Below are 25,174 nucleotides of genomic sequence, written 5' to 3' on the forward strand. Positions count from 1 at the left end.
GCGGCCGCCGTCAGTTTTCCCCGGTCGCATTCCGGCGCCACCGACGTTCGGGGCGCGATCTGCTCGTCGGGGCGGGGGATTCCGCGCCCCGAAGGGAGAATGGCGCCCCGAACCCGGGGGAGTCGGCGGCCCGAGCGAGGTCAGGCGGGACGCTCGGCCAGGATGCGCTGGAACCAGGCCAGGGTTCCGCGGGTCATGTCGGACGGCTGCCCGGTCGACTCGAGCGCCGCGAGCACGTCGCGCACTTCGTGCTCGCGGCGCTCGGCGTGCTGGTACGTGCCCGCGACGAAGCGGTCGAGCAGCGCGGGCCCCTGGTCGCCGAGCTCCGACGCGATCTGGCCGCGCACCCAGTCCTCGGCGCCGGCGGCGCGGGCAGCCCCCAGCGTCTCGATCATGAGGGTCGCGAGCCCCTTCGTGAAGACGCTCCGCAGCAGCTTCATGCGGGCCGCCGCGCCGGCCGGCTGGTCGAGCACGACGACGGGTGCCCCGAGGGGGCGCAGGCGCCCGGCCAGTCGCTCGGCTCCGCGACCGCTGGCCAGGAGGGGCGTGCGCTCCGCCTCGCGGGGCACGGGCGCGAGCACGGCGACATCGACCACGTCGACGCCGCGCGCCGCTCCGATCGTGGCGATGCGGTCTTTCAGATCGGGCGACGAGGTGTTGAAGTCGGCGAAGATCGTCGACGGTTCGAGAAGGGGGAGGGCCTCCTCGGCGACCTCCAGCGACGAGGCGGCGCCGACCAGGCTCACGACGACGTCGGCGCCCTCGAGCGCATCGGCGAGGCGGTCGACCTGCCCGCCGTCGGCGAGCCGGGGGCGGAGGTCGTATCCCCGCACCCGCGCACCCGCCTCACGGAACCCCCCGGCGTAGAGGCTGCCGGCCTCGCCGAGCCCGATCACCGCGATCCGTGTCATCGCATGCCTCCCGCCGCCGCCGCTCCGCCCGATCCCGTCCGGGGTGCGCGGGCATCGAGCGCGGCGATGTACTCCCACGATCGGGCCGACACCCCCGCATCCGGTCGCGGTCCGTGCAGCGCGGCGTTCTCGTCGACGTCGGCGGCGTAGACGTCGCGGAGCGACCGGGTGACCCCCGCGGCCGCCACGCGCAGCACCTCGACCACCGGCGCGGCCGACGAATCGTCGTTGCGCACGACGGCACCCATCGCCGCGTACACCGAGCCGTCGGGCCCGCGCACCGGCACGGCGATTCCGCGCGACTCGAGATGGATGTGGCCGGGAGCGATCGCGACGTCGTCGGCACGGATGCGGCGGAGGGTCGAGCGCAGCCCGGCTCCTGTCGCGATCGTGCGGGAGGTGTAGGCCCGCAGCCCCTGCGCGATGGTGTCTTCGATCACGGCGTCGGGGGCATGGGCGAGAAGCACCAGGCCGATCGATGAGGCGTGCAGCGGGATGCGTCCGCCGATGAGCGTGGCGTTGACGACGGCGTCCTTCGTCGACATGCGCTCGATGAAGAGCACGTCGGTGCCCGACCTCACCCCCAGCTGCAGGTGCTGACGGATCCGCGCGTGCGCCGCGGCCAACCACGGGCGCGCCACCTCGCGCAGCCCCAGCGCCCCCGGAGTGCGCGAGGCGTACTCCCACAGCCGCACGCCGAGGCGGTAGGTGCGATCGGGCATGCGCTCCAGCATCCCTTCCTGCAGCAGTTCGCCGACGAGCCGGTGCGTCGTGGAGAGGGGGAGTCCCGCGGCGCGGGCGAGTTCGCCGAGGGTCAGGAACGGGCGGAGCGCGTCGAAGGCGTCGAGCACGCGCAGGTGCCGGTGCAGCGCCGACTCCCCGGCAGACCTCCGCGCCATCGCGACCTCCTGCGACAGACCCTACACACCGCCCGCCGCGTGCCCGACCCTCCGGCGACGACGGTCAGGCGCGATAGACCGTGCGCGCCCACTCGTGGTACGGCGCGGGGGCGACGGTCGCGCGGATCGTGACCTGGCGGTGATCCTGGTCGACCGAATCCTTCGCGGAGATCGGATCCTCGCCCCACACCACCTCGACCTCGGTGCCGTCCGCCACGTCGACGTCGATCGTCGCGAGCGACATGTAGAGCTGGTCGAACGCGATGTACCCCGCGTCGGTGGAGATGCCGACGCTCTGGCCGTCGAGCCGCACGTCGTCCATCTGGTAGAGCCCGTAACGCGCCTTGGGGAAGTCGAGGAACTTCGCCGGAGTGCCGGGTTCGAGCTGGGAGCGGACGACCGACGCGACGTCTTCGGCATTCCAGAGCAGCGTGGCCTTCCGCCGGCGCGGAGCGTCGGCGTGGCGCTCCAGGGCGGCGCGCCCGTGGAAGTCGTGGTCGAAGCGCACCGAGCGCCCGAGCCCCAGGTCGTACGGGGTCATGTAGAAGTCGCGGATGTCGGTGGAGTAGTGCGAGCCGGCCACCGATCCGATGCGCGCGGCCGGCAACCACTCGCGGTACTCGGCCAGGTCGTCGTCGAAGACCGCGGGGAACGGGGTGGGCACCCAGCCCGACTCGAGCGGCGTCGCCGAATAGGCCTTCGCACCCACGCGGCGGATGTCGAACTCGGCTCCGGCGTCGAGGATCGCCTCGAGCACGGCCTCGTTGTCTGCCCAGGGCCCGAAGAACTCGAAGCCCGGCTGTCCTGCCATGCCGTGGCGGAGCCCCTTGACCGCGCGTCCGGCGATCTCGAAGTCGCCGATGTGGAAGAACTTCACCTCGGGCGGCGGGCCGCCGAAGAGCTTCTCCATGACCTCGTCGGCGCGGGGCCCCTGCAGCTCGTAGCGGTAGAAGGTCGGCGGGCCCTGACGCATGTGCGAGTTGGGCTCGAGGCGGTGGTGCACGTCCTTGCCCGCCGCCGCGGCCTTCTCGACGTTGAAACGGATCCAGTCGATGAGGATGTGGTGGCCGATGAGCACCAGGCCCTCGGGGGCGTCCTCGTTGTAGAAGAGGATGCCGTCCCCGATGAGGTAGCCGCCCTCGTTCACCGAGATGAGCTGCTTCGCCACGCCCGGCCGGAAGGTGGCGAACGTGTTCGGCGAGACCGATTCGAGGAGCGGGAGCAGGTCGCTGCCGCCGAGGAACAGCTGCGTCATGTGGTGGGACTGGTCCATGAGCGCGACGGTCGTGCTCCACGAGCGCTGCTCGTCGCGCCAGTTCGTGAACTCGGGTGCGACCGGGAACGTGAAGGCCGGCCAGTTCTGGTTGCGGAGCAGCTCCACGGCGGAGCCGGCACGGGTGATCGCCTGGGCGAGGGTTTCGGATGTCATCGTCGACGTTCCTTTCGTTTCGTCGATCGTGCGCCCGTCGCGCCGGTTCGACGCGCCGGCTTCCGATGAAAGGAAATTCCGCGGCGGGCGGGCGGTCTCGGTGTCACGGTGAACCCGGTCGACGGGCCCGACGACGCGCGCTCGTGGCGGGGGCCCGAGATCACGTCCGCATAACTGCACACCAAAATCGTTGACAATCGGTGAGCGGATCCGTAGCTTCCCAGACAGGGCGGGATTCGTCCTTTATGTCGTGGGCGAGGATGCTGCGACACGGAGAGGTGAGCAATGGCAGCTCGACTGACCCTGCAGGAGGTGAACCTGCGATTCGGTGGCATCACGGTGCTCGAGAACGTGGGGTTCACCGTCGAACCGGGCCAGATCTTCGGCCTGGTCGGGCCGAACGGCGCGGGGAAGACCTCGTTGTTCAACTGCATCAGCGGGCACTACCGCCCGAGTTCCGGGTCGATCCGCATCGACGACGACGAGATGCTCGGCTCGACGCCGGCACGCCTCGCCCGTCGCGGACTGGCGCGGACCTTCCAGCACCCCGCGCTGCAGCTGCACTCGTCGGTGCTCGAGAACGTGCTGCTGGGCGCCCACACGCGCCTGCCCGGCGGGCCGGCCGAGTGGTCGATCCGGTCGCCCCGTACCCTGCGGTCCGAGCGCGAGCTGCGCGCGGAGGCGCGCGCGCTGCTGGAGCGGACGGGCCTCGGATGGGCGGCGGATCTCCCCGCCGACGAACTCTCCCACGGTCTCCACAAGGGCATCGAGCTGTGCCGGGCGCTCCTCTCGCGACCCCGCCTCCTCCTTCTCGACGAGCCCGCGGCGGGCCTGCCGCACTCCGAGGTGGAGCAGCTGATCGCGACGGTGCGCAGCATCCGCGACGACGACATCACCGTCATCGTCGTCGAGCACCATATGGGCCTGATCGCCGCGCTGACCGACCGGGTCGTCGTGCTCGACCACGGCCGCACCCTCATGGAGGGCACGGCCGCGCAGGCGCAGAACGACCCTCGCGTGATCGAGGCCTACATCGGAAAGGATGCGGTCGATGGCGCTGCTTGAACTCGAGAACGTCACCGCGTTCTACGGTCCCGTGCAGGTGCTCGACGGCGTCTCGCTGTCGGTGCCCGAGGGCGGCGCGGTGGGCATCCTCGGAGCCAACGGCGCGGGGAAGACCACCACGCTACGTGCGATCACCGGCGTCGTGCGGGCGGGTGGCAGCATCCGCTTCGACGGCCAGGACATTCGGGGAATGCGCACCGACCGCGTCGCGCGGATCGGTATCGCCCACGTTCCCGAGGGGCGAGGAACGCTGGGTTCCCTCACCGTGCGCGAGAACCTGCGCGTGGGGGCCTACCTCCGCAAGGACCGCAAGGCGATCCAGACCGACATCGACTACCTGCTCGAGCTGTTCCCCAACCTGAAGGAGCGCTACCGCTCCAGCGCCTCCGCGCTCTCCGGCGGCGAGCAGCAGATGCTCGCCGTCGCCCGCGCCTTCATGGCCCGGCCACGGCTGCTGCTGCTCGACGAGGCTTCGCTCGGGCTCGCACCCAGCACCGCGAAGAACGTGTACGACGCGATCGCGCGACTGCGCGTCGAGTCGGGCATCGCGATGCTCGTCGTCGAGCAGAACGCCAACCTCGCATTCCGCCTCGTCGACAGCGCGACGGTCCTGGAGACCGGCCGCAACGTCCTCACCGGCACCTCGGCCGAGCTCAAGGGCATGGACGAGATCCGACGCGCCTACCTGGGAGGCTGACCGATGGGTACCTTCGTCCAACTCGTCGTCGACGGGCTCTCGATCGGCTCGGTGTACGCGGCCCTCGCCCTCGCGATCGTGCTCGTGAACCAGACGACCGGGCTGATCAACTTCGCGCAGGGCGGCATGGCCGTGCTGTCGGCGTACATCGCGTGGTGGTTCACCGGCTTCGGTGTGCCCCTGATCGTCGCGATCCTGCTGTCGGTGCTGGTGTCGTTCTTCATGGGCGCGGGTATCGAACGGTGGGTGATGCGCCGCTTCGAACGGGGAGACCCCGACACCGCGGTCGTGGTGACCATCGGCGTGCTCACCCTCATCACGGGCGTCTGCGGGTGGCTCTTCACCTACAACAACCAGCAGTTCGCCTCGCTGTTCTCCCTCGACACCGTCTCGATCCTCGGCGCCTCGGTGAGCGTGCGCTCGCTCGGCACGACCCTCGTGATCGTGGCGATCATGATCGCGCTGCAGGGGCTGTTCCTCGGCACGAAGCTCGGACTGGCTCTTCGGGCCGTCGCGGTGAACCCGCAGTCGGCGTCGTTCTCGGGGCTCCCCGTCGGTCGGCTGCTCATGGTCGGCTGGGGCCTCGCGGCGGTGCTCGGTGCCGTCGCCGGTGCGCTCATCGCCCCGCAGCTGACGCTCACCCCGGGAATGATGGACAACGCCCTGGTCTACGCGCTCGCCGCGGTGATCCTCGGCGGCCTGTCGAGTCCTCTCGGGGTGGTGCTCGCGGCCTGGATCATCGGGGTGCTCGAGAACCTCGCCGCCGTGTACGTGCCGTTCATCGGCTACGACCTCAAGGTCGCGGTGCCGTTCGTGCTGATCTTCGTCGTGCTCATCGTTCGACCGCAGGGCCTGTTCGGCCGGAAAGCCGTGGTGCGCGTCTGATGTCCGCTGCAACGTCGTTCTTCTCGCGCCGCTGGGTGCGCCTCGCGATCACGATCGTGGTGGTCGCGCTCGTGCTCGCGCTGCCGCTCATGCTCCCCGAGTTCGCCAACCAGACCGTCGCCCGCATCGGGGTCTTCGCCGTCGCGGTGCTCGGCCTCAACGTCGTCATGGGCTACACGGGCCAGGTCTCGCTCGGCCAGATCTTCTTCGTGGGGTTCGGGGCGTACATCACCGCCTACGGGGTCGAGAACGACTGGAACATCGTCGTCACCTTCCTCGCGAGCATCGTGCTGCCGGGCGTCGTCGGGCTTCTGATCGCGCTCGCCGCCGCCCGTCTCGGGGGGCTCGCGATCGCGATGGTCACCATCGCGCTCCCCATCGTCGGCGTACCCCTCGCCAAGCGCCTGTCCGAGTTCACGGGCGGCTCGCAGGGAATCTCCGCCCGCTTCACCGACGCGCCGGAATGGTCGGGTCTGTACGACGACCAGTTCCAGCTCTACATCGTGATCCTCGTCGGCGGCATCGTCTTCCTCCTCACCCGCAACCTGGTGCGCGGGAAGTACGGTCGCGCCTTCGCCATCGTGAAGGAGAACGAGGCCGTCGCCTCGTCCATGGGCATCTCGCCCTACCGCTACAAGGTGCTGGCCTTCACGGTCGCCTCCCTCATCGGCGGCGTCAGCGGCTTCCTCTACATGGTGGTGGTGCAGTACACCTCGCCCGAGACCATGAGCTTCGGCCACAGCATCCAACTGCTCGCCGCCATGGTCATCGGCGGCGCGGGCAGCATCATCGGGTCGCTCCTGGGCGGCGCGTACTACGTGCTCGCCCCGCAGCTGACGAACCTCGTCGACCCGAACCTGACCGCCGTGCTGCAGGGTGCGCTCCTGCTGCTCGTGCTCTTCCTCCTCCCCGGGGGGCTCGCGTCACTCCCCGCCCGGCTGCGGAAGCTGTTCCGGAAACCCCAGCACGCCGGTCCGTCCGGCACCCGACCGACTTCTCCGCGGGGCGAGCAGCAGCGCCCCGCGGCGGAGGGAACCGTCCTTCGAGACGCCGCCGGGGGCGGCACCTCGGGCACCGATAACAAGAAAGAGGATCAGGCATGAACATGAGCAAGAGGAGCAGGAGCGTCCTGGGCATCGTCGCCCTGAGTTCGGCGCTCGCGTTGACGATCTCGGGCTGTTCGCGCGGGGGAGAAGGCGGCGGTGACGCCTCGGGCGGCGCGGCCGCGGCCAGCCCCGGCATCACCGACACCACGCTCACCCTGGGCATCACCACACCGCTCAGCGGCGCGACGGCCGGCCCCGGCACGTGCACCGTGGCGGGCGTCACCGCGTACTTCGGCATGAAGAACGCCGAGGGCGGCATCGAATTCGGCGACGGCAAGACGCGCACGGTCGAGATCAACGCCCTCGACGACGCATACGACCCGCAGAAGGCGAAGGCCAACTACGACCAGCTCAAGGACAGCGTGTTCGCGATGACGGCGGGCCTCGGAACGCCGACGAACCGCGCGTACCTCCAGGCGGCCGTCGCCGACGAGGTGCCCCAGGTGCTCGTCATGACGGGCGACCCGATCTTCAGCGACCAGGCCGAGAGCCCGGAGCAGCTCGGTTTCGTGCCGATCTACCAGAACGAGGGCGAAGCCTTCGGAGAGCTGCTGGCCTCCTCGACCGAGAGCCACAAGGTCGCCGTTCTCTACCAGAACGACGACTACGGCGAGGGGTACCTCGAGGGCTTCAAGACGGCCGTCGAGGGCGCCTCGAACATCGAGATCGTCAAGGAGCTCACCTACGAGGCGACCGACACGGCCGTCGACGGCCAGATGACCGAACTCGCCGCATCCGGAGCCGACGTCTTCGTCAACGCCATGTCGATCACACCTCTTGTGATCTCTGCGCTGCAGAAGGCGCAGCAGCTGAACTGGACGCCGAGCTGGTTCCTGCCGTCGAACACGTCGAGCCCGACGGCGATCCTCCAGCCCGGTGGCGCCGACGCGTTCCCCGGCATCTACTCGGTCTCGTTCGCCAAGGCCCCGCAGAGCCCCGCGTTCGCCGAAGACCCGGATGTCGTGGAGTACCTCTCCGCGCTGAAGGAGTACGGAAACTACCCCGACATGCCGGCGTTCCCGCACTGCCAGTGGAGCTGGATGGTCGGCGCGACGCTCGAGCAGGCCTTCGAGAAGATGACCGAGCCGACCCGTGAGAACTTCATGGAGGCGCTGCGGTCGATCACGGACTTCCAGGCGCCGCTGATGCTCGACGGCACCGCCGTCGACACGACGGTCGACGGTCAGCCCGCGGTCTCGTCGGTCGTCGTGCAGAAGTACAACGGCACCGGCTACGCCACCGTCGAGGACTTCGGCTAAGACCCCGCGACGCGAACGGCGGTCCGTCCTTCGGGGCGGGCCGCCGTTCGGCGTTTCCCGGGCAGGACTTCGGATGCTTCGGGCGGCGCGCCGAGTCCTGCTGCGGCTGCCGCGGGGGTATCGGCAGCTTCGTCCGACGCCGTGGGGGAGGTCGCGGGTCAGTCGAGGGTGCGGAGCACCTCGACGATGCCGGCGAGGTGGGTGCGCGTCGCCGCCTCCGCAGCATCCGCGTCTCCGGCGATCACCGCGTCGATGATCGCGATGTGCTCGGGGGCCGACTGGGCGGCCCGCCCCGGGGCGAACGCGAGGCGGAACTGGTGGCGTGCCGACTGGGCGCGCAGGCGCTCGAGCAGCTGCGTGGCGGTGGCGTGACCGCTCAGCTCGCGAAGCCGCCGGTCCATCTCCTGGTTCAGGCGGGAGTATTCGACGAGATCGCCGGCGGAGACGGCGGTCCCGATGCGGTCGCGCAGGTCGCGCAGCCATTCGACGGCCTCGGCGTCGACGCGCTCGGCGGCCTTGCGGGCGCAGAGCGACTCCAGGCCGACGCGCACCTCGACGATCTCGATCGCCTCGTCGACGCTGATGGCGCGCACGCGGGCGCCGCGGTTCGGCAGCCGCTCCACCAGCCCCTCGCTGGCGAGGGTGAGCAGGGCGGTGCGCACCGCGGCGCGGGTCGCGTCGAACCGGTCGCTGAGGTCGGCCTCGATGAGTCGCTGGTGGGGGGCGAACTCGCCGCCGAGGATCGCCTCGCGGATCTGCTGGTCGACGGCGGTTCGTTCCACCGTGTCGGCGTCACCGGCGACAGGCATGAGGGTCATGGTTCCACGCTCTCCGTGAGAGGCCCGCGGCGACCTCCGCGGGCAGTGGCACCATTGTCGCCGATCCGGGCACCATTCTCGACGCCATTTCCGTTGTGCGGCAGGTGCGGAGTCAGGGCGCGGGGTGCGTGCTGGCCGCGAGGCGCCAGGTCTCGTCGGGGATCGTGCCGACGGTCGCGACCGTGATCGCGCGCGCCGAAGCGGCGCTCGGCTCGAGATGCGCGACGCACCCGTGGGCCGCCTCGATGCGGACGGCGACGCCGTGCGGGCGCAGAACGGCCATGAGCGCGTCGGCGATCTGCTGTCCTAGCCGCTCCTGCAGCTGCGGGCGACGGGCGGCGAGCTCGACGAGCGTCGCGATGCGGCTGAGGCCCGCGATGTGGCGTACGGGCGCGTAGTAGATGTCGACGGTGCCCTCGAAGGGGAGCAGGTGGTGCTCGCAGACCGACCGGAACGGGATGCCGGTGAGGCCGACGAGCTCGCCGGGCTGCTCGTTCTCGGTCAGGGCGACCGGTGCGCCGAGCGCGGAGGCCGGGTCGACGCCGAGCCCCGAGAACAGGTCGAGGAAGAGGTCGGCGACCCGTTCGGGCGTGCGGAGCAGGCCCAGGCGGTCGGCGTCCTCCCCGACGGCCAGCAGGAGCTCGCGGACGGCGGAGACCGCACGGTCGCGGTCGACGCTGACGGGGCTGGTGATCGTCATGGGGCCTCCTCGGCACCTTCGAGGCGGTCGATCAGGTCGAGTCCGCTGCGGGCCCACTGGATCTCGCCGAGGGCACGCTCGACGAGGCCTTCGTAGGCGAATCTCTTGTACGCGATCGTGCGTTCACGATCTTCGTCGGCGGTGACGGCGAGGCGTCGGACGAGCATCGGGTTGTCGGCGGCGTCGATGCGCACCAGCTCGCCGCGCCACTGATCCAGTTCGCCCTCCCACTGCGCGATGTGAGCGCGGAGGAATGCGCGTCCCTGCGCGGGGGTGGCGGCCTCGAGATAGGCCGCCCGCAGATGCGCGGGATCGCGCACCCGCTGGTAGTCGGGGGGCGAGGCCATCCAGTCGAGGAACGCCTGCTCGCCCGCCGGAGTGATGTGGTAGAGCCGTCGGGTTCCGCGTTCGCCGCGGGTCTGCTCCTCGCCGGACAGCAGCCCCTCGCCCTCCATGCGGCGCAACTCGGGGTAGATCTGCGAGTCGGGCGCATGCCAGACGTGGCCGACGGAGACGGCGAACTGCTTCTGCAGTTCGTACCCCGACTGCGGACCCACGCGCACGAGCGCGAGAAGCGCGTATCGCAGACTCATCGGACTCCTTCTGTGGTCACCCCGTCGGAGTGCCGACGCTACCGTCGACCGACCGCGGGGTGCGGCGAGGGGCCCGGGCGTGTTCGCCCAGGCCCCTCGGACGGACGTGCTCAGTCGTTGTAACCGGTGCGCCAGCCGCCCTGGTAGGTCGACCGGGCCACGGTCGAGTAGGGGACGGGGCTGACGACGACGCGGACCTCGGTCTGCTCGTGCTTCTCGACCGACGCCTTCGAGGTGCCGCCGTCGGGCTCGCCCCAGACGACCTTGAGCTCGGTTCCCTCGGGCACGTCGGGGTCGACGACGCCGAGCGAGAGGCCGCGCTTCTCGTTCGCGCTGTATCCGGTGAACATCGAGAATCCGACGTTCGTGCCGTCGGCGTCGACGATCGAGTCGTAGTTCGCCGAGCCGTAGTTCGCCAGCGGGAGGTCGAAGAACTTGTAGGTCGGTCCGTCGACGTTCAGGAGCGATCCCCAGACCCCGGCGAGGTCTTCGGCGTTCCAGGCGAGGGTGACCTTCTTGCGCTGGCTGGCCGGGTCGATCTTCTCGAGGGCGTCGCGGCCGATGAAGTCGTGGTCGAACTTCACGAACGAGCCGTACCCGAGCTCCCACGGGGTCAGGTAGTAGTCCTCGATGTTGTCGGAGACGAACGAGCCGGCGAGCGTTCCGGTCGCCTCGTAGCTGTCGGTGCCGAGCCACTCGCGGTAGGCGCGCTCGGCCTCGCCGGTGTAGATGGCGGGAAGCGGCGACGGGATCCAGCCCGACTCGAGCGTGTTCGAGGGATAGGCGCGCGACCCGACGGGCACGAGACCGAACTCGGCCCCCGCCTCGACGATGGCGTCGCGGATGGCGTCGTGGTCGGCGTACGGGCCCCAGATCTCCAGGCCGGGGGCGCCGGCCATGCCGTGACGGAGGGTGCGGACCTGCTTGCCGGCGATGCTCATCGTCGACATGTTGAAGAAGCCGAGCTTCTCCAGCGGGCCACCGTTGAGCTTCTCGATGACGGCCCAGGCGTTGGGGCCCTGGATCTGGAAGCGGTAGTACTGGCGCGTGACCGCGTGGCCGTAGGGGCGCGAGTTCGAACGGCGGTCGACCGTGAGGTCGAGGTTCGAGTAGCCGCCGGTCTCTGCGTGGAACATCAGCCAGTTCGACGCGGGCGCGCGGCCGACGTAGGTGTACTCGTCCTCCGCCTCGCGGAAAAGGATGCCGTCGCCGATGACGTGGCCCGACGAGGTCGTCGGCACGTACTGCTTGGCCTTGTTCACGGCGAAGTTCGCGACCGAGTTGATCGCGGTGTCGCTGATGAGCTTGATCGCGTCGGAACCCTTGAGGAACACGTTGTCCATGTGGTGCGACTGGTCGTACAGAACGGCGGTGTTGCGCCACGCCTGCTGCTCCTTGATCCAGTTCTGGAAGTCGGCCGGCACGACGGGGTAGATGTACGAACCGATCTGCGAGTTTCGCAGCATCTCGACCGGGTTGGTCTGGTCGAGCAGCTGCTGCAGGTTGTCAGCCATGGAAGGTGAACCTCTCTGTTCTCTCTCGAAGAGTGCCTCGGATGAGGCGTGGGGTCAGGTGAAGACGATGGTCTGGTTGCCGTGCCGGATGACGCGGTCTTCGGCGTGCCACTGCACGGCTCGCGACAGCACGGCGCGTTCGACGTAGGCACCGCGGGCCTGGAGCGCCGCAGCCGAGTGCGAGTGGTCGACGCGCGCGACGTCCTGCTCGATGATCGGACCCTCGTCGAGGTCTTTGGTCACGTAGTGCGAGGTCGCCCCGATGAGCTTCACACCGCGTTCCTTGGCCTTCTTGTAGGGGCCGGCGCCGATGAAGGCGGGGAGGAAGGAGTGGTGGATGTTGATGACGGGAACCCCGACGCCCGTGATGAAGTCGTCGGAGAGGATCTGCATGTAGCGGGCGAGGACGACGAAGTCGACGTTACCCGCGAGGAGCTTGAGGATCTCCGCCTCGGCGGCCGACTTGTCGGGCCCCTGCGAGGGCACGTGGAAGAACGGGATGCCGAACGAGCGCACGTCTTCCGCGGTGTTCGTGTGGTTCGAGATCACCATCGGGATCGTGACGTTGAGCTCGCCGCGGCGGTGGCGCCACAGCAGCTCGAGCAGGCAGTGGTCGCTCGTGGAGGCGAGGATCGCCATGCGCTTGGGCACCGACTGATCGGTGAGCTTCCAGGTCATCCCATAGGGCTCGAGCGTCTGCGCCAGGTCTGCCTTGAGGTCGGGGAAGGCGGCGGCGAGGTCGTTCATGTGGAACACGACGCGCTGGAAGAAGTCGCCGCCCTCGGGGTTGTCGGTGTACTGGTCGAGCGAGACGATGTTCGCCTTGTGCCGCGTGATCAGCGCGGTCACGGCGGCGACGAGACCCGGCTGGTCAGGACCGTGGACGATCAGGCAGGCGCGATCGCGAAGGGCGGCGGTGTGCATGGACATGCGTTTTCTCCTCAGGCCTCGGTCGTCGGGCGCGTGTCAGACGCGGGCCGCGATGTAGTCGCGCGCCCACTCCGACGTCGCCTTGAGACCGCCGAACGTGTAGAAATGCAGTTTGACATCCCCCGACGCGGGGTTCTGGGCGAGCTCGGCGGCGAGGTCGGTGACGAATTTGTCGGGACCGGCGGTTCCCATGAGGTTGGTGAGCGAGAAGCCGTACTTCTTCACGATCATCGCGTTCGCGCCCACGCCGAAGCGGCGGGCGAATCCGATGAGGCGTTTGATGCCCGCGGGGCCGGGCGTACCGATGCGGATCTCCGACGTGATGCCGCGCTCGCGGACGCCGTTGACCCAGGCGGTGACCGGGTCGGTGTCGAAGGCGAACTGCGTGAGGATGACAGCGCCCAGGCCCTGCTCCTTCAGGGCCGCGGACTTGTCTTCGAGGTGCTGCCAGAGCACGTCGTTCGGAATGTCGGGGTGTCCCTCGGGGTAGCCCGCGATCGACACCTCGGTGGTGCCGTACTTCTGCAGCAGCCCGGTGCGGATCACCGAGAGCGAGTCGGGGTAGGGGCCCTCGGGCTCGGCCGGGTCGCCGCCGACGGCGAAGACGTTCTGGGTGGCGCCCACCTGCTGGAGGCGGTCGAGGTACTCCTCGAGCTGGGCCTGCGACGACAGGCGTCGGGCCGAGATGTGGGGGACGGGCACGAAACCCATGCTCGCGACGGCCTTGCACGCCGCGACGCGCATCTCGAGGTCTTCGTTGCCGAGGAAGGTGACGTTGATCTTGGTGCCGGCCGGGATGGTGCTCTGCGCTTCCTGGAGGCCGGGGATGTCTTTGCCGGTCATCTCGAGCGAGAAGCCTTCGACGAGACGAACGGATGCGGCGTTGTCGCCCGCGGGGGATGTGTGTGCCACTGATCGTGGTCCTTTCCGCTCTCAGGGGGAGTGCGTCACTGCAGCTCCGAGAGGGACATTACCTACGTTGATAGGTAATGACAAGAGGTATTTCGGATGCGTCTCGCGCCCCACGGAACCGTGACGTGCGTTTGCCAATAAACGATCACGTGACGATCGTCACGGAATGCTTGACATTGGAACACCCATCGCGGAGCATGGCGTTGTCAGCACGACGCGGTGCGGATGACAGCGTGGCTCCCGCACGGGGCGCCCGCCGATGGCCCTGTCGCGTCGACACCCACTCACCGCACTGAGAGGCCATTCGATGAAGAAGACCCTGACCGCGCTCGGACTCGTCGCCGTCGCAGCCCTGGCGCTCGCCGGCTGCAGCGACTCCGCCGCCACCCCCGCGAACACCTCGTCGGGCTCCGCCGACGCCGGCGGCGGCGAACTGCGCGACGTTCGCGTCGCCGCCCTCCCCATCGCCGAGAGCGGAGCCCTCTGGGCCGCCATCGACGCGGGGATCTTCGAGGAGCACGGCCTCGCCGTCGAGGTCGTTCCCGCCCAGGGCGGCGCGCAGGCGATCCCCGCCCTCCTCAGCGGCGACATCGACTTCGCCATCGGTCAGCCCATGGGTCCGATCCGGGCCGACCTTCAGGACCTCGGCGTCGTCATCTTCGGCAACTACGCCTCGAGCCTGGCCAGCGGCGACGATGTGAACTCGGTGGTCGCGCTCGCCGACTCCGGTATCGCGAGCCCTGCCGACCTCGCGGGCAAGCGCGTCTCGGTCAACAGCATCGGCGCGGCCGGCGACCTCACGATCCGCAAGGCCGTCGACGACGCCGGCGGGGATTCGTCGACGATCGAGTTCATCGAGGTCGCCTTCCCCGACGTGCAGGCGCAGCTCGAGGCCGGCAACATCGACGCCGGATGGGTGCCCGACCCGTTCCGCGGCCTCATCGTCAGCGGTGGCGGGGTCGACGTGGTCTCGCCCTACCAGGCGACCATCCCGGGTCTCACGGTGCTCACCAACTTCACCACGCAGGACAAGATGGACTCCGACCCCGAGCTCGTCGCCGACTACGCGGCGGCCATGAAGGAAGCGCTCGAGTACGCGACGCAGAACGAAGACGCCGTGCGCGCGGCGATCGCGTCCAACCTCGAGATCCCGGAGGCTGCGGCCGCCGGAATCACGCTGCCGAACTTCACCTTCGATCTCGGCGACGCCGGCATCGAAGACCTCGGGGCCCTGGCCGTCGAGTACGGCTACGTCGACGCGGAGCCCGACTTCGCCACACTGATCCAGCCGCAGCAGTGACCCGACCGGGGGCGTCGCCCGACGACGCCCCCGGCCTCTCCCTCTTGGAAGGCGTCTCATGACCCTTGCTCCTCCCGCTCCGCTGCACACCTCCACGGTGGTGGTGCCGCGTCGCCGGAAGCCCCGGCGCTCACCGCGCAAGGCCCTCCTGGGTGCGCTGGGGATCGTCGGCTTCCTCGCCGTGTGGCAGCTCGTCGCCGCGGCCGGAATCGTGAACCCTTCGCAGCTGCCCTCGGCCGTCGACACCTTCGCCCGGCTCGGCGTGATGGTCGGCGACCTCGAGTTCTGGCGCAACGTGGGCCGCACCATGACGGCCTGGGCGATCGGGCTGATCATCGCCTCGGTGCTCGGCATCGCTCTCGGCGGGCTCGTCGGGCTGATCCCGTTCCTGCGGAAGGCGACCCACAGCACGGTCGAGTTCCTCCGCCCGATCCCGTCGGTCGCCCTCATCCCGCTCGCGATCCTCGCCTACGGCATCCAGATCCAGGCAGCGCTCGTCATCATCGTGTACGCGTGCTTCTGGCAGGTGTTCGTACAGGTGCTCTACGGCGTCGCCGACATCGACACGGTCGCCCGCGACACCGCGCGCAGCTACGGGCTCACCCGGGTCGCGCAGCTGCGAAGCCTGGTGCTTCCCACGGCGCTCCCGTACATCTTCACGGGACTGCGGCTCGCCGCATCCGTCGCTCTCATCCTCGCCATCACGGCCGAGATGACCATCCAGAACCCGGGCCTCGGCCAGGTGCTCGTGGTCGCCTACAACATCGGTAACATCTCGACGGTGTACGCGGTCGTCGTCGTCACGGGTGTGCTCGGGCTGCTCATCAACCTCGTCTTCCGCTTCGTCGAGCGCCGGGCGTTGGCGTGGCACCAGTCGATCCGCGGGGAGGAGCTGCTGTGACCCTCTACACGAGCACCGTGCGTACCGCCCCGCCCGCGCCGCGGCTGTGGACCAGGGCCGGCAAGAGCATCGGCTTCGCCATCGGTCTTCCGATCGTGCTGCTGATCGTGTGGGGGATCTGGGGGACCCTCGCCCCGGCGAAGTTCTTCCCGGGCCCGCTGCGGATCGCCGAGGCGTTCGTCGACACCTGGGTCGGGCCGATCTTCGTCACCGACGTGCTGCCGAGCCTGGCGAGGCTGGCCGTGGCCATCGTGCTGGCGATCGCGATCGGGATCGCCGCCGGAACGCTGATCGGTCTCACCCGGTGGCTGCGCGAGCTGCTCGAGCCGCTGCTGGAGTTCTTCCGCGCGATCCCGCCGCCGGTGCTCATCCCCGTCTTCGTCGCGCTCCTGGGTGTGACGGACAGCATGAAGATCATCGTGATCGTCTTCGGGTCGCTCTGGCCCGTGCTGCTGAACACCGTCGAGGGGGTGCGAGGCACCGACTCGGTCATGACCGAGACCGCGCGCTCGTTCTCGCTGACGCGCAGCCAGCGGCTCCTGCGCCTCGTGCTCCCCGCAGCGAGCCCCCGCATCATGGCGGGGGTGCGCCAGACCCTGTCGGTCGCGCTGATCATGATGGTCATCTCCGAGATGTTCTACTCGTCGTCGGGGCTCGGCTTCCGCATCACGTTCTTCCAGCGCAACTACCTCATCGCCGAGATGTGGAGCGGCATCGTGCTGCTCGGCCTCGTCGGTGTGCTGCTGGCCGTCGTCTTCACCATCGTCGAGCGCAGAGTCCTGCGCTGGTACCACGGAATCAAGGAGGTGGAGCGTGCCTGAGACGCTCCTGCACGTCGAGCACCTGAACAAGGTGTACGAATCGACCACCGGATCGGTGGAGGCCATCGGCGACATCGACTTCACCATGCGTCGCGGCGAGCTGGTCTGCATCGTCGGTCCGTCGGGCTGCGGCAAGACCACGCTGCTCAAGTGCATCGCGGGTCTGCTCAAGCCCACCGCCGGCAGCGTCGTGCTCGACGGGAAGAAGGTCACCGGCCCGCCGCCGAACATGGCGCTCGTCTTCCAGGAGTACGGTCGCAGCCTCTACCCCTGGCTGACCGTGCGGGGCAACGTCGAGCTGCCGCTGAAGCACAAGAAGCTCTCGAAGGGCGAGCGCGACCGTCTCATCGACGACGCGCTCGTCGCCGTCGGCCTCGACCACGCGGCCAAGAGCTACCCGTGGCAGCTCTCGGGCGGCATGCAGCAGCGCGTGGCGATCGCCCGCGCCGTCGCGTACCAGCCCGAGGTGCTCATCATGGACGAGCCCTTCGCCGCCGTCGACGCGCAGACCCGGGCAGATCTCGAAGACCTGGTGCGCCGCCTGCACCTCGAGCGAGGCATGTCGATCCTCTTCGTCACCCACGACATCGACGAATCGGTCTACCTCGGCGAGCGGGTCGTCGTGCTGTCCAAGTCGCCGACATGGGTGCAGGAGGACCTCGTCATCGACCTGGCCCCCGACCGCGACCAGATCACCACGCGGGCCCTGCCGCGCTTCACCGAGCTGCGCACGCACGTCTACGAGCAGATCCAGCGCGCCAAGCGGGGCGAGGCCGTGCGGCCGGTCGCCTGACGTGTCGTCCACGGTCACCCCGGCCCGCCCCCGCGATGAAGAGGCGGGCCTCGCCCGCAACCCGCGGCAGCTGCTGCTGGCGCTGCTCGGCGAGCAGCTCGATCTGCGCATCGAGCGACCCCTGCGCGCGGGTGTGTACCTCGACGTGCTCGAGGGTGCGGGCGTCGCCGGCCCGACGGCGCGGGCCACGCTCGACCGCATGGTCGTGCGCGGGTTCCTGAGCCGCGGTCGCGTCGGGCGCGAGGTCGAGTACGGCCTCACCGACCACGGCCGCGACGTGCTGCGCGAGGGGTCGGAGCGCGTGCATTCGCCCGACCCGTTCTCGCCCCACGGCGGAGGATGGACGCTCGTCACCTTCTCGGTGCCCGAGGGGCAGCGGACGCTGCGGCACCGCCTGCGCGCCGCCCTCACCTGGGGCGGGTTCGCGCCGGTGAGGGACGGACTGTGGGTCGCCCCCGGCGAGGTGGATCTCGCCGGCGCCCTCGAGCCGTTGCGCGACGAGCTGACCGACTCGAGCGTCGTGGCCTTCCGGGCGCGCGACCTGCCCGAGTTCCCGCTCGCCGCGTCGGTGCGGGAGGCCTGGGATCTCGGCGCGCTGCGCGGACTGCACGAGCGCTTCTTGGCCGTATGGGAAGAGCCGGCGCGCTCCGCAGCATCCGTTCCGCCGCTGTCGTCGCTGACCATGCTGGTGTCGGACTGGCTCACGTTGCTCCGGGCAGACCCCCGCCTGCCCTGCGAGTTCCTCGACGACGACTGGCCGGCGCAGCGCTCGATCGCCGCCTACCGGGCGCGTCGGAGTGAGCTGCACGACGCGGCCGTCGCGGCCTTCGCCGACCTGGGCTGACCCCCGTCACCGACACACGCGCATCGGCCGAGACGCACCGCCTGGCGTGGTGTCTCAGCCGATTCGCGTGTTTCGGCGGGCGGGCGCCCTCAGCGGCGACCGAACCGGGCACGGAGGTCGGGCTTACGCACCTTGCCCGAGGCCGTGCGAGGGAGCTCCTCGACGACCACGACGTTCTTCGGAAGCTTGTAGCGGGCGAGCACCCCGTCGAGGTGGCTGCGCACCGACTCGGTCGTCACCTCCGCGTCGTCGCGCAGAGTGACCACGGCCCAGGGCACCTCGCCCCACCGCTCGTCGGGCACCCCGATCACCGCCACGCCCGAGATGCCGCCGATCTCGGCGATCAGGCTCTCCACCTCCGCAGGGTAGATGTTCTCGCCGCCCGAGATGATCATGTCCTTCAGTCGGTCGGCGATGAAGAGGTACCCGTCGTCGTCGAGGTATCCGAGATCGCCCGAGCGGAACCAGCCGTCGGCCGTGAAGGCCGCGGCGGTCGCCTCGGGGAGGCCGTGGTACCCGAGGAACACGTTCGGGCCCGAGATCTCGATCTCGCCCACCGTGCCCGCCGGCACCCGCTCGCCGTTCTCCCCGGCGATGCGCACATCGGTGAAGAAGTGGGGGAGGCCGACGCTGCCCTGCTTCTCGCGGGTCATCGCCGGCGACAGCGCGGTCGCGCCGGGGGAGGTCTCGGTCATCCCGTAACCCTGCGAGAACGAGAGCCCGCGCTCTTCGAAGGCGTTCAGGATGCGGAGGGGCACAGCAGACCCGCCGCACGTGAGTTTCTGCAGGCTCGACACATCGGTGGTGGCCCAGTCGGCATGGTCGGCCATCAGCTGATAGGTGGTGGGCACGCCGCTGAGCATGGTCACGCCGTGACGCTCGACGAGGCGGAGCGCCCGCCCGGCCTCGAAGCCCTTCTCCAGCACGAGCGTCGCGCCCTTCAGGATCACGGGGAGCGCGCCCATCCCGAGAGATGCGACGTGGAACAGAGGGGAGATCATCAGTGCCACGTCGGACGAGACGACGTCGTAGTCGACGATGCAGTTCATCGCGCACCACGTCAGGTTGCCGTGGCTGAGCACGGCTCCCTTCGCCCGCCCCGTCGTTCCGGAGGTGTAGATGATCGCCGCCGGATCGTCGAGGCCGATCCCCGCATCGGCGGGGCGTGGAGCGGCCTCACGCATGTGGTGCGCGAGGCCCGGCACCCCCGGCGCCCCCTCGCCGGTGAGGAACACGTGCGCGACGCGCGCCGCCTCGATGCCGTCGGCGACGCGCTCGGCGAACTCGGCGTCGTACACGAGGGCTTTCGCGCCGGAGTCGGCCAGCACATGCGCGATCTCGGGCGGGGCGAGCCGGGTGTTCACCGGCACGAACACGGCGCCGCGCTGCGCGCAGCCGAACAGCACCTGCAGGAACTCGGGGCTGTTCTCGCCGAGGTAGCCCACCGCATCGCCGGCACCGATCCCCCGCTCGGCGAGCACGGCCGCGACACGGTCGGCGGCGTCGGCGAGGGCCCGGTAGGTCATCGTCCGGTCGTCGCCGTAGACGATGGCCGGTTTGTCCGGGGTCTTCCGTCGCCGCTTATCGAGCCAGAAGCCGAGTCCGTGGTCCTGCGTCATTGCATGTCCTCATCGTCGAGGGAGTCGGGAGACCTCGTGGGTCAGGCGTAGAAGCGGTAGAGCCCGCGTGCGATGACGGCGGGCTTCGTACCGCCCTCGATCTCGATCGTCTGGTCGACGGCGAACTGGTAGCCGCCGGGCACCTCGGTGACCTCGGTGATCACGGCACCGCCGCGAACCTTCGCGCCCACCTTCACGGGCGAGACGAAGCGCACCTTGTCGAGGCCGTAGTTGACCTTCGCGCTGACGCCCTCGACGTCGAACAGCTCCGACCAGAACTTCACCGTCAGCGACAGCGACAGGAAGCCGTGGGCGACGGCGCCGCCGAACGGGCCGTCCTTCGCGCGCTCGGGGTCGACGTGGATCCACTGGTGATCGTCGGTGGCATCGGCGAAGAGGTTCACCCGGTCCTGGGTGACCTCGACCCACTCGGTCCAGCCGAGGTCGGTGCCGGCGAGGCCGGCGGCATCGGTATAAGCGACGGTGGTGGTCATGAGGGCTCCTAGGGATGTGAGGGTCAGGTGAGCTTGAGCAGGCGTGCGGCGTTGTCGAGGAGGATGCCGGGCATCGCCTCGGGCTTCAGGTCGGTCGTCTCCACGTCGCGCAACCAGCGGTCGGGAGTGAGCAGCGGGAAGTCGGAGCCGAAGAGGATGCGGGACTTCAGGAACGAGTTCGCGGCGCGCACGAGCTGCGGCGGGAAGTACTTCGGACTCCAGCCCGACAGGTCGATCCACGTATTGTGCTTGTGAGTCGCGACCGAGATCGCCTCGTCCTGCCAGGGGACCGACGGGTGGGCCATGATGATCTGCAGCTCGGGGAACTCCGCGGCCACCGTGTCGAGCAGCATGGGGTTCGACAGGGCCAGGCGAAACCCGCGCCCTCCGGGCATGCCCGCACCGATCCCGGTCTGGCCGGTGTGGAACAGGGCGACCACACCGGCGTCCTGCAGCGCCGCGTAGAGCGGGAACCACGCCGGGTCGCTCGGATCGAACCCCTGCACGGTCGGGTGGAACTTGAAGCCGCGCACCCCGTGGTCGCCGATCAGGCGTCGTGCACGCTCCACCGCGTCGGCGCCGCGGCGGGGGTCGACCGAGCCGAACGGGATCAGCACGTCGTTGTTACGAGCGGCGGCTTCCGCGATCTCCTCGCTCGAGAGGGGCGGATGCTGCAGCGCCGTCTGGGCGTCGACGGTGAAGACGACCGCGGCCATCCGGCGCTCGCGGTAGTACGCCGCGATCGCGTCGATGTCAGGACGCTCGAGGTCGGCGCTGAAATACTTCGAGGCGGCGTCGGCCAGGTCGGGCGGCAGCGAGCTGTGCCCGTGGTCGTCGACCTCCACGTGCACGTGCACGTCGATCGCGCGGATCGAGGCGAGATCGATCGCCGGTTCGTAACGGGTCACGGCCGCGGGCGCTGCAGTTCTTCGGGGAGGGCGGGGAAGCGTTCGCCGACCGACTGCTGGTGCTCGCCGATGAGGCCGGGGAACTCGTCCTGCAGTGCCGCAACACCCCACCCGCCGTCGTGGTAGGCGGTGACGACGGGCTCGGGGTGCGACCACAGCTGCAGGCGGTCGCCGCCCACACCGATCGCCTGTCCGGTGACGCCGCTCGCCTCGTCGGAGGCGAGGTAGGCGATCAGGCCCGACACGTCGTCGGCGGTGCCGAACCCGAGGTCGTGGCGGTAGAACGCCGGCATCGGCTCACCGGCCGTATCGGCCTCGACGGCGGCCGCGAAATAGGGGACCGTCGCGGTCATCGCCGTCGCCGCGACGGGCACGACGACGTTCGCGGTGATGCCGGCCTTCTTGAGCTCGAGCGCCCAGGTGCGCACCATGCCGACGATCCCGGCCTTGGCGGCGGCGTAGTTCGTCTGACCGAAGTTGCCGCGCTGCCCGGTGGGGGAGCCGATGCAGATGATGCGGCCGGCGATCTCGTTGGCGCGCATGTAGGTCGCCGCTTCGCGGACGCACGTGAACGTGCCGCGCAGGTGGACGCCGATGACGGTGTCGAAGTCGTCGTCGCTCATCTTCCACAGCACGGTGTCGCGCAGCACGCCGGCGTTGGTGACGAGGATGTCGAGACGCCCGTAGGTATCGACGGCGGTCGAGACGAGCAGCTGTGCCGTCTCGGTCGACCCGACCGGCGCGACGACCGCGACGGCCCTGCCCCCGGCGGCCTCGATGCCGGCTACCGCCTCGGCGGCCGTGGCGGCGTCGACGTCGTTGATGACGACGGACGCGCCCTGACGGGCGAGTTCCTGCGCGTAGGCGAGGCCGAGGCCGCGGCCGGATCCGGTGACGATGGCGACTTTGCCGTCCAGGGACATGAGGGCTCCTTCGTTGGTGTCTTCATTGAACCTGCAAATCGTTGAGATTGTCAATTATTGATTTGCGCATGTTTTGCTACGCTTGCCGCCATGGCGACCGACGGCACCACCTCCGCGGGGAGGCTCGCATCGGTGTCGCTCGCGGCGGATCTGAGTTTTCTCATGGCGCGGGCGAACGCCCTGTCGCTGGCGGCCGGCAACGCGGCGGTGCGACCGTTCGGGCTGAGCGTGCGATCGTTCTCCGTTCTCGCCCTGACGGTCGACGACCGTCGACCCACGCAGCGAGACCTCGCGACCTTCCTCCGGCTCGATCCGAGCCAGGTGGTGGCGCTGGTCGACGGACTCCAGCAGCGGGGTCTCGTCGAGCGACGGCCCGATCCGAACGATCGGCGTGCAAATGTCGTCATCGCGACGGACGCGGGTCGATCGGTGCATGCCGAGGCCGCGGTCGCCGCGCGCGACGCCGAGCAGGAGTTGCACTCCGCGCTCGAGCCGCTCGAGCGCGACCAGCTCGCCGCGCTGCTGCGTCGCATCGCCTTCGTCGACCGGGGCTGATCCGCGCGCGTCAGGTGTGCGAGGCGCTCCGCGGTCGGCCGCACCCGTCCCCGCCGCTCACACGGGGGTGGGGGCCTCGTCGAGCTCGGCTGCTTCGTCCGCGTTGGCCACCCGGACCTTGTCGATCATGTCGCGCAGCAGGGTGTTCAGAGCGGCGACGTGCGCCGGATCCATGCCCTCGAGGATGATGTCCTGCCCGTTCGTCGAGACGGGGAGCATCTCGTCATGCATCCGCACTCCCGCCGGGGTGAGGTAGAGCGGGCGCGAGCCGCGGGGGCCGTCGACGAGCGTGATGAGCTCACGCGCAGCCAGCGTCGTGACGCTCTTGGACACCACCGCCTTGTTCACGCCGATGAAATCCGTCACCTCGGTCGCCGACGCACCCGGCCTGATCGCGAGCGCCGAGATCACCCGCCAGTCGTTGGTGCCGAGCCCGAAGCGCCGGCGCAGCTCGTGCGACTCGCGCCACACGAGCGCATTCGACAGCAGCGCTATCAAGCGCGGGGTGAAGTTCTCGGGGTCGATCGTGCCGGTCAGTGGTTCGGTGAGCAAGTCATCCGATCCTGCGGGGAATCTCGTCGATGCAGTGCCGCGTGGCATGCAGATCCTTCCGTCGTCGGTGGGGAACGCAGATGGGGCCCGGCCGGGAGGCCGAGCCCCATCTGGACGTCACGGGGTCAGTGCGCCATGTTCGCGAGCGCCTCGGGATCGATGGTCGCGATCGAGCGGGTGTCCTGGAAGGCGCGGATGCCCTCGATGCCCTGTTCGCGGCCGAAACCCGACTGCTTGACGCCGCCGAAGGGGGCGCGCAGGTCGAGTCGGGTGGCGCCGTGGTCGTTGACCCAGACGTAGCCGCACTCGAGCTGACCGCCCACGCGCTGCGCGGCGGCGGGGTCGGCGGTCCAGACCGATCCGCAGAGCCCGCCCCAGGTGTCGTTGGCCAGGCGCACGGCCTCGTCCTCGTCATCGAACGGGATGACGGGGATCACGGGGCCGAACTGTTCCTGGGTCACGACCCGGAGATCGAGAGCGGGGTCGACGACGATGGCGGGGCGCAGGAAGTTGCCGCCCGCCAGGTCGCCGCCGGGCAGTTCGCCGAACTCGCGCACGTCGGCACCGGCGTCCTTGGCCTCCTGGATGATCTCCTCGACGAACGCCTTCTGCGCGGCCTGGTGCAGGGGACCCATCGTGGTGCCCTCGTCGAGGCCGTAACCGATCACGGCCTTCTCGAGGCGCGCCGAGAGCCCCGCGACGACCTCGTCGAGGCGGGAACGGTGCACGAAGACGCGCTTGGCGTTCATGCAGATCTGCCCGGTCGTGTCGTAGATCGCCGCGTAGAGGCGGTCGAGGTGCGTGTCGTCGATCTCGGCGTCGGCGAGGAACACCGCCGCGTCGTTGCCGCCGAGCTCGAGCGTCACCCGCGTGAGCGACTTCGAGGCCATCTCCATGATGCGCTTGCCGCCGCCCACCGATCCGGTGAAGCAGACCTTCGCAATGTCGGTGTTCTGGATGAGGCCGGCCATGTTCTCGTCTTTGCCGGTGACGACGTTCAGCACGCCCGGGGGCAGCTTCTCGGCGATGCGCTGCACCACGCGGGTCGTCGCCAGCGGCGCCGAGGGCGGCGGCTTCACGATCGCGGTGTTGCCGGCCAGCAGCGCGTGGGGGAGCGCGGCTCCCAGGATCGCGATCGGCCAGTTGAACGGGACGATGACCGTGACGACGCCGATCGACTGGTAGGCGACCTCCGTGGAGACGGGGATGGCGCCGGGGATCACCGGCAGTGTCTTGGTCGTGTCGACCTCGTCGGCCAGCATCAGCGCGAGGTTCCAGCGGATCTCGAATACGAGGGCGTCGACCCAGGATTCGAAGCGGACCTTGCCGTTCTCCTGCGACAGGATCGCGGCATCCTCATCACGATCATCGGCGATGCCCTTGATGGCTTCGCCCATGATGCGGGCGCGCTCCTTCGCGCCGAGCGCGGACCACCCCGGGTAGGCGCCCTTCGCGGCGGCGACGGCATCGGCGACATCGTCGGCGGATGCTGCTGCAGCCTCTCCGACGATCGCCCCGGGCTTCGCGGGGTCGGCGATCGAGAGCGTGTTCTCGGTGAACCGCTCCTCCCCGCCGATGTACAGACCTGTGCGCGTTCCCGCGCTGGTCAGAACGTCTCCAGTCATATCGACATCCACCTCTCTGTGAGTCGTCTTCCGGGAGAGAACGACGCCGTTTCCCCCGATTCTGCGGGCTGAGCGCGTGCGCCACAACCTCTGCGGGGAGTTTACGTGCATTCCTGTTTAC

General features: G+C 69.6%; 26 protein-coding genes. 11 read left to right on the top strand and 15 right to left on the bottom strand.

Annotated elements, in window-relative coordinates; translation table 11 throughout:
• Nucleotides 1-140: 140 nt before the first annotated feature.
• The 3 genes from DEU34_RS00110 to DEU34_RS00120 all read right to left on the bottom strand — a co-directional run bounded on the left by DEU34_RS00110 (nt 141) and on the right by DEU34_RS00120 (nt 3,239).
• Nucleotides 141-911 (bottom strand): DUF1932 domain-containing protein, encoded by a 771-nt coding sequence (locus DEU34_RS00110; protein WP_121147647.1) that lies wholly within the window; start codon nt 909-911, stop codon nt 141-143.
• Entirely contained in the window at nt 908-1,810 is a 903-nt protein-coding gene (locus tag DEU34_RS00115; RefSeq protein ID WP_121147650.1) for an IclR family transcriptional regulator, read from the bottom strand. The genes DEU34_RS00110 and DEU34_RS00115 overlap by 4 nt, the downstream gene beginning before the upstream one ends.
• Before the next feature lie 64 nt (nt 1,811-1,874).
• On the bottom strand, nt 1,875-3,239 hold the full coding sequence (locus DEU34_RS00120) for an aminomethyltransferase family protein (RefSeq protein ID WP_121147652.1): 1,365 nt from the start codon (nt 3,237-3,239) through the stop codon (nt 1,875-1,877).
• 285 nt (nt 3,240-3,524) lie between these two features.
• Between DEU34_RS00120 and DEU34_RS00125 the strand changes: the two genes are divergently transcribed.
• Genes DEU34_RS00125 through DEU34_RS00145 form a run of 5 tightly spaced genes read left to right on the top strand, consistent with a single transcriptional unit; the run spans nt 3,525 to nt 8,251 of the window.
• Nucleotides 3,525-4,304 (top strand): ABC transporter ATP-binding protein, encoded by a 780-nt coding sequence (locus DEU34_RS00125; RefSeq protein ID WP_116648185.1) that lies wholly within the window; start codon nt 3,525-3,527, stop codon nt 4,302-4,304.
• Nucleotides 4,291-5,001 (top strand): ABC transporter ATP-binding protein, encoded by a 711-nt coding sequence (locus DEU34_RS00130; protein ID WP_121147654.1) that lies wholly within the window; start codon nt 4,291-4,293, stop codon nt 4,999-5,001. Before DEU34_RS00125 ends, DEU34_RS00130 begins: the two co-directional genes overlap by 14 nt.
• Before the next feature lie 3 nt (nt 5,002-5,004).
• Nucleotides 5,005-5,886: a branched-chain amino acid ABC transporter permease gene (locus DEU34_RS00135; RefSeq protein ID WP_121147657.1), complete on the top strand. Its 882-nt coding sequence runs from the start codon at nt 5,005-5,007 to the stop codon at nt 5,884-5,886.
• Complete coding sequence (locus tag DEU34_RS00140; protein ID WP_121147659.1) at nt 5,886-6,989, top strand: branched-chain amino acid ABC transporter permease; 1,104 nt, start codon at nt 5,886-5,888, stop codon at nt 6,987-6,989. The genes DEU34_RS00135 and DEU34_RS00140 overlap by 1 nt, the downstream gene beginning before the upstream one ends.
• Nucleotides 6,986-8,251: an ABC transporter substrate-binding protein gene (locus DEU34_RS00145; protein WP_259459974.1), complete on the top strand. Its 1,266-nt coding sequence runs from the start codon at nt 6,986-6,988 to the stop codon at nt 8,249-8,251. The genes DEU34_RS00140 and DEU34_RS00145 overlap by 4 nt, the downstream gene beginning before the upstream one ends.
• 158 nt (nt 8,252-8,409) lie before the next feature.
• Here DEU34_RS00145 and DEU34_RS00150 read toward each other — a convergent pair whose 3' ends face one another.
• The 6 genes from DEU34_RS00150 to DEU34_RS00175 form a co-directional block, all read right to left on the bottom strand.
• Nucleotides 8,410-9,069 carry a GntR family transcriptional regulator gene (locus DEU34_RS00150; protein ID WP_259459975.1) on the bottom strand — a complete coding sequence of 220 codons (660 nt, stop codon included), beginning with the start codon at nt 9,067-9,069 and terminating at the stop codon, nt 8,410-8,412.
• Nucleotides 9,070-9,181: 112 nt separating this feature from the next.
• On the bottom strand, nt 9,182-9,769 hold the full coding sequence (gene folE / locus DEU34_RS00155) for a GTP cyclohydrolase I (protein WP_121147662.1): 588 nt from the start codon (nt 9,767-9,769) through the stop codon (nt 9,182-9,184).
• A complete protein-coding gene (locus tag DEU34_RS00160; RefSeq protein WP_116648180.1) occupies nt 9,766-10,362 on the bottom strand; it encodes a PadR family transcriptional regulator in 597 nt (198 codons plus the stop codon). Before DEU34_RS00160 ends, folE begins: the two co-directional genes overlap by 4 nt.
• 110 nt (nt 10,363-10,472) lie before the next feature.
• Nucleotides 10,473-11,876: an aminomethyltransferase family protein gene (locus DEU34_RS00165; protein WP_121147665.1), complete on the bottom strand. Its 1,404-nt coding sequence runs from the start codon at nt 11,874-11,876 to the stop codon at nt 10,473-10,475.
• A 54-nt stretch (nt 11,877-11,930) separates the two neighbouring features.
• Complete coding sequence (gene purU, locus DEU34_RS00170; protein ID WP_121147667.1) at nt 11,931-12,806, bottom strand: formyltetrahydrofolate deformylase; 876 nt, start codon at nt 12,804-12,806, stop codon at nt 11,931-11,933.
• Nucleotides 12,807-12,842: 36 nt separating this feature from the next.
• Nucleotides 12,843-13,718 carry a methylenetetrahydrofolate reductase gene (locus tag DEU34_RS00175; protein ID WP_396652093.1) on the bottom strand — a complete coding sequence of 292 codons (876 nt, stop codon included), beginning with the start codon at nt 13,716-13,718 and terminating at the stop codon, nt 12,843-12,845.
• 307 nt (nt 13,719-14,025) lie between these two features.
• Between DEU34_RS00175 and DEU34_RS00180 the strand changes: the two genes are divergently transcribed.
• Genes DEU34_RS00180 through DEU34_RS00200 form a run of 5 tightly spaced genes read left to right on the top strand, consistent with a single transcriptional unit; the run spans nt 14,026 to nt 18,377 of the window.
• A complete protein-coding gene (locus DEU34_RS00180) occupies nt 14,026-15,018 on the top strand; it encodes an ABC transporter substrate-binding protein (protein WP_121147670.1) in 993 nt (330 codons plus the stop codon).
• Between the two features lie 58 nt (nt 15,019-15,076).
• Nucleotides 15,077-15,919: an ABC transporter permease gene (locus DEU34_RS00185; RefSeq protein WP_121147672.1), complete on the top strand. Its 843-nt coding sequence runs from the start codon at nt 15,077-15,079 to the stop codon at nt 15,917-15,919.
• A complete protein-coding gene (locus tag DEU34_RS00190) occupies nt 15,916-16,740 on the top strand; it encodes an ABC transporter permease (protein WP_121147675.1) in 825 nt (274 codons plus the stop codon). The genes DEU34_RS00185 and DEU34_RS00190 overlap by 4 nt, the downstream gene beginning before the upstream one ends.
• The gene (locus tag DEU34_RS00195) at nt 16,733-17,533 is read left to right on the top strand and encodes an ABC transporter ATP-binding protein (RefSeq protein WP_121147677.1); all 801 of its coding nucleotides are present in this window, start codon (nt 16,733-16,735) and stop codon (nt 17,531-17,533) included. Before DEU34_RS00190 ends, DEU34_RS00195 begins: the two co-directional genes overlap by 8 nt.
• Before the next feature lies 1 nt (nt 17,534).
• A complete protein-coding gene (locus DEU34_RS00200; RefSeq protein ID WP_121147680.1) occupies nt 17,535-18,377 on the top strand; it encodes a PaaX family transcriptional regulator C-terminal domain-containing protein in 843 nt (280 codons plus the stop codon).
• 89 nt (nt 18,378-18,466) lie between these two features.
• Here DEU34_RS00200 and DEU34_RS00205 read toward each other — a convergent pair whose 3' ends face one another.
• Genes DEU34_RS00205 through DEU34_RS00220 form a run of 4 tightly spaced genes read right to left on the bottom strand, consistent with a single transcriptional unit; the run spans nt 18,467 to nt 22,321 of the window.
• Complete coding sequence (locus DEU34_RS00205) at nt 18,467-19,996, bottom strand: long-chain fatty acid--CoA ligase (RefSeq protein WP_121147682.1); 1,530 nt, start codon at nt 19,994-19,996, stop codon at nt 18,467-18,469.
• Between the two features lie 41 nt (nt 19,997-20,037).
• The gene (locus DEU34_RS00210; RefSeq protein WP_121147685.1) at nt 20,038-20,490 is read right to left on the bottom strand and encodes a MaoC family dehydratase; all 453 of its coding nucleotides are present in this window, start codon (nt 20,488-20,490) and stop codon (nt 20,038-20,040) included.
• Nucleotides 20,491-20,513: 23 nt separating this feature from the next.
• Complete coding sequence (locus DEU34_RS00215) at nt 20,514-21,398, bottom strand: amidohydrolase family protein (RefSeq protein ID WP_121147688.1); 885 nt, start codon at nt 21,396-21,398, stop codon at nt 20,514-20,516.
• Nucleotides 21,395-22,321, bottom strand: coding sequence for an SDR family NAD(P)-dependent oxidoreductase (locus tag DEU34_RS00220; protein ID WP_121147689.1), 927 nt, complete (start codon nt 22,319-22,321; stop codon nt 21,395-21,397). Before DEU34_RS00220 ends, DEU34_RS00215 begins: the two co-directional genes overlap by 4 nt.
• 90 nt (nt 22,322-22,411) lie before the next feature.
• Here DEU34_RS00220 and DEU34_RS00225 point away from each other — a divergent pair, with 90 nt between their 5' ends.
• Nucleotides 22,412-22,876 (top strand): MarR family winged helix-turn-helix transcriptional regulator, encoded by a 465-nt coding sequence (locus DEU34_RS00225; RefSeq protein WP_121147691.1) that lies wholly within the window; start codon nt 22,412-22,414, stop codon nt 22,874-22,876.
• A gap of 57 nt (nt 22,877-22,933) precedes the next feature.
• Here DEU34_RS00225 and DEU34_RS00230 read toward each other — a convergent pair whose 3' ends face one another.
• Complete coding sequence (locus DEU34_RS00230; protein WP_183042286.1) at nt 22,934-23,428, bottom strand: MarR family winged helix-turn-helix transcriptional regulator; 495 nt, start codon at nt 23,426-23,428, stop codon at nt 22,934-22,936.
• Between the two features lie 125 nt (nt 23,429-23,553).
• The gene (locus DEU34_RS00235; protein ID WP_121147695.1) at nt 23,554-25,053 is read right to left on the bottom strand and encodes an aldehyde dehydrogenase family protein; all 1,500 of its coding nucleotides are present in this window, start codon (nt 25,051-25,053) and stop codon (nt 23,554-23,556) included.
• Nucleotides 25,054-25,174 lie beyond the last annotated feature (121 nt).

Source organism: Microbacterium sp. AG1240, from assembly GCF_003635115.1.
Classification (GTDB): domain Bacteria; phylum Actinomycetota; class Actinomycetes; order Actinomycetales; family Microbacteriaceae; genus Microbacterium.

Coding starts and splice junctions, on each gene's coding strand:
- DEU34_RS00205 (WP_121147682.1), bottom strand. CDS start 19,996: ATGACGCAGGACCACGGACTCGGCTTCTGGCTCGATAAGCGGCGACGG.
- DEU34_RS00165 (WP_121147665.1), bottom strand. CDS start 11,876: ATGGCTGACAACCTGCAGCAGCTGCTCGACCAGACCAACCCGGTCGAG.
- DEU34_RS00110 (WP_121147647.1), bottom strand. CDS start 911: ATGACACGGATCGCGGTGATCGGGCTCGGCGAGGCCGGCAGCCTCTAC.
- DEU34_RS00140 (WP_121147659.1), top strand. CDS start 5,886: ATGTCCGCTGCAACGTCGTTCTTCTCGCGCCGCTGGGTGCGCCTCGCG.
- DEU34_RS00185 (WP_121147672.1), top strand. CDS start 15,077: ATGACCCTTGCTCCTCCCGCTCCGCTGCACACCTCCACGGTGGTGGTG.
- DEU34_RS00150 (WP_259459975.1), bottom strand. CDS start 9,069: ATGACCCTCATGCCTGTCGCCGGTGACGCCGACACGGTGGAACGAACC.
- DEU34_RS00135 (WP_121147657.1), top strand. CDS start 5,005: ATGGGTACCTTCGTCCAACTCGTCGTCGACGGGCTCTCGATCGGCTCG.
- DEU34_RS00235 (WP_121147695.1), bottom strand. CDS start 25,053: ATGACTGGAGACGTTCTGACCAGCGCGGGAACGCGCACAGGTCTGTAC.
- DEU34_RS00210 (WP_121147685.1), bottom strand. CDS start 20,490: ATGACCACCACCGTCGCTTATACCGATGCCGCCGGCCTCGCCGGCACC.
- DEU34_RS00145 (WP_259459974.1), top strand. CDS start 6,986: ATGAACATGAGCAAGAGGAGCAGGAGCGTCCTGGGCATCGTCGCCCTG.
- DEU34_RS00120 (WP_121147652.1), bottom strand. CDS start 3,239: ATGACATCCGAAACCCTCGCCCAGGCGATCACCCGTGCCGGCTCCGCC.
- purU (WP_121147667.1), bottom strand. CDS start 12,806: ATGTCCATGCACACCGCCGCCCTTCGCGATCGCGCCTGCCTGATCGTC.
- DEU34_RS00225 (WP_121147691.1), top strand. CDS start 22,412: ATGGCGACCGACGGCACCACCTCCGCGGGGAGGCTCGCATCGGTGTCG.
- DEU34_RS00220 (WP_121147689.1), bottom strand. CDS start 22,321: ATGTCCCTGGACGGCAAAGTCGCCATCGTCACCGGATCCGGCCGCGGC.
- DEU34_RS00160 (WP_116648180.1), bottom strand. CDS start 10,362: ATGAGTCTGCGATACGCGCTTCTCGCGCTCGTGCGCGTGGGTCCGCAG.
- folE (WP_121147662.1), bottom strand. CDS start 9,769: ATGACGATCACCAGCCCCGTCAGCGTCGACCGCGACCGTGCGGTCTCC.
- DEU34_RS00180 (WP_121147670.1), top strand. CDS start 14,026: ATGAAGAAGACCCTGACCGCGCTCGGACTCGTCGCCGTCGCAGCCCTG.
- DEU34_RS00125 (WP_116648185.1), top strand. CDS start 3,525: ATGGCAGCTCGACTGACCCTGCAGGAGGTGAACCTGCGATTCGGTGGC.
- DEU34_RS00115 (WP_121147650.1), bottom strand. CDS start 1,810: ATGGCGCGGAGGTCTGCCGGGGAGTCGGCGCTGCACCGGCACCTGCGC.
- DEU34_RS00130 (WP_121147654.1), top strand. CDS start 4,291: ATGGCGCTGCTTGAACTCGAGAACGTCACCGCGTTCTACGGTCCCGTG.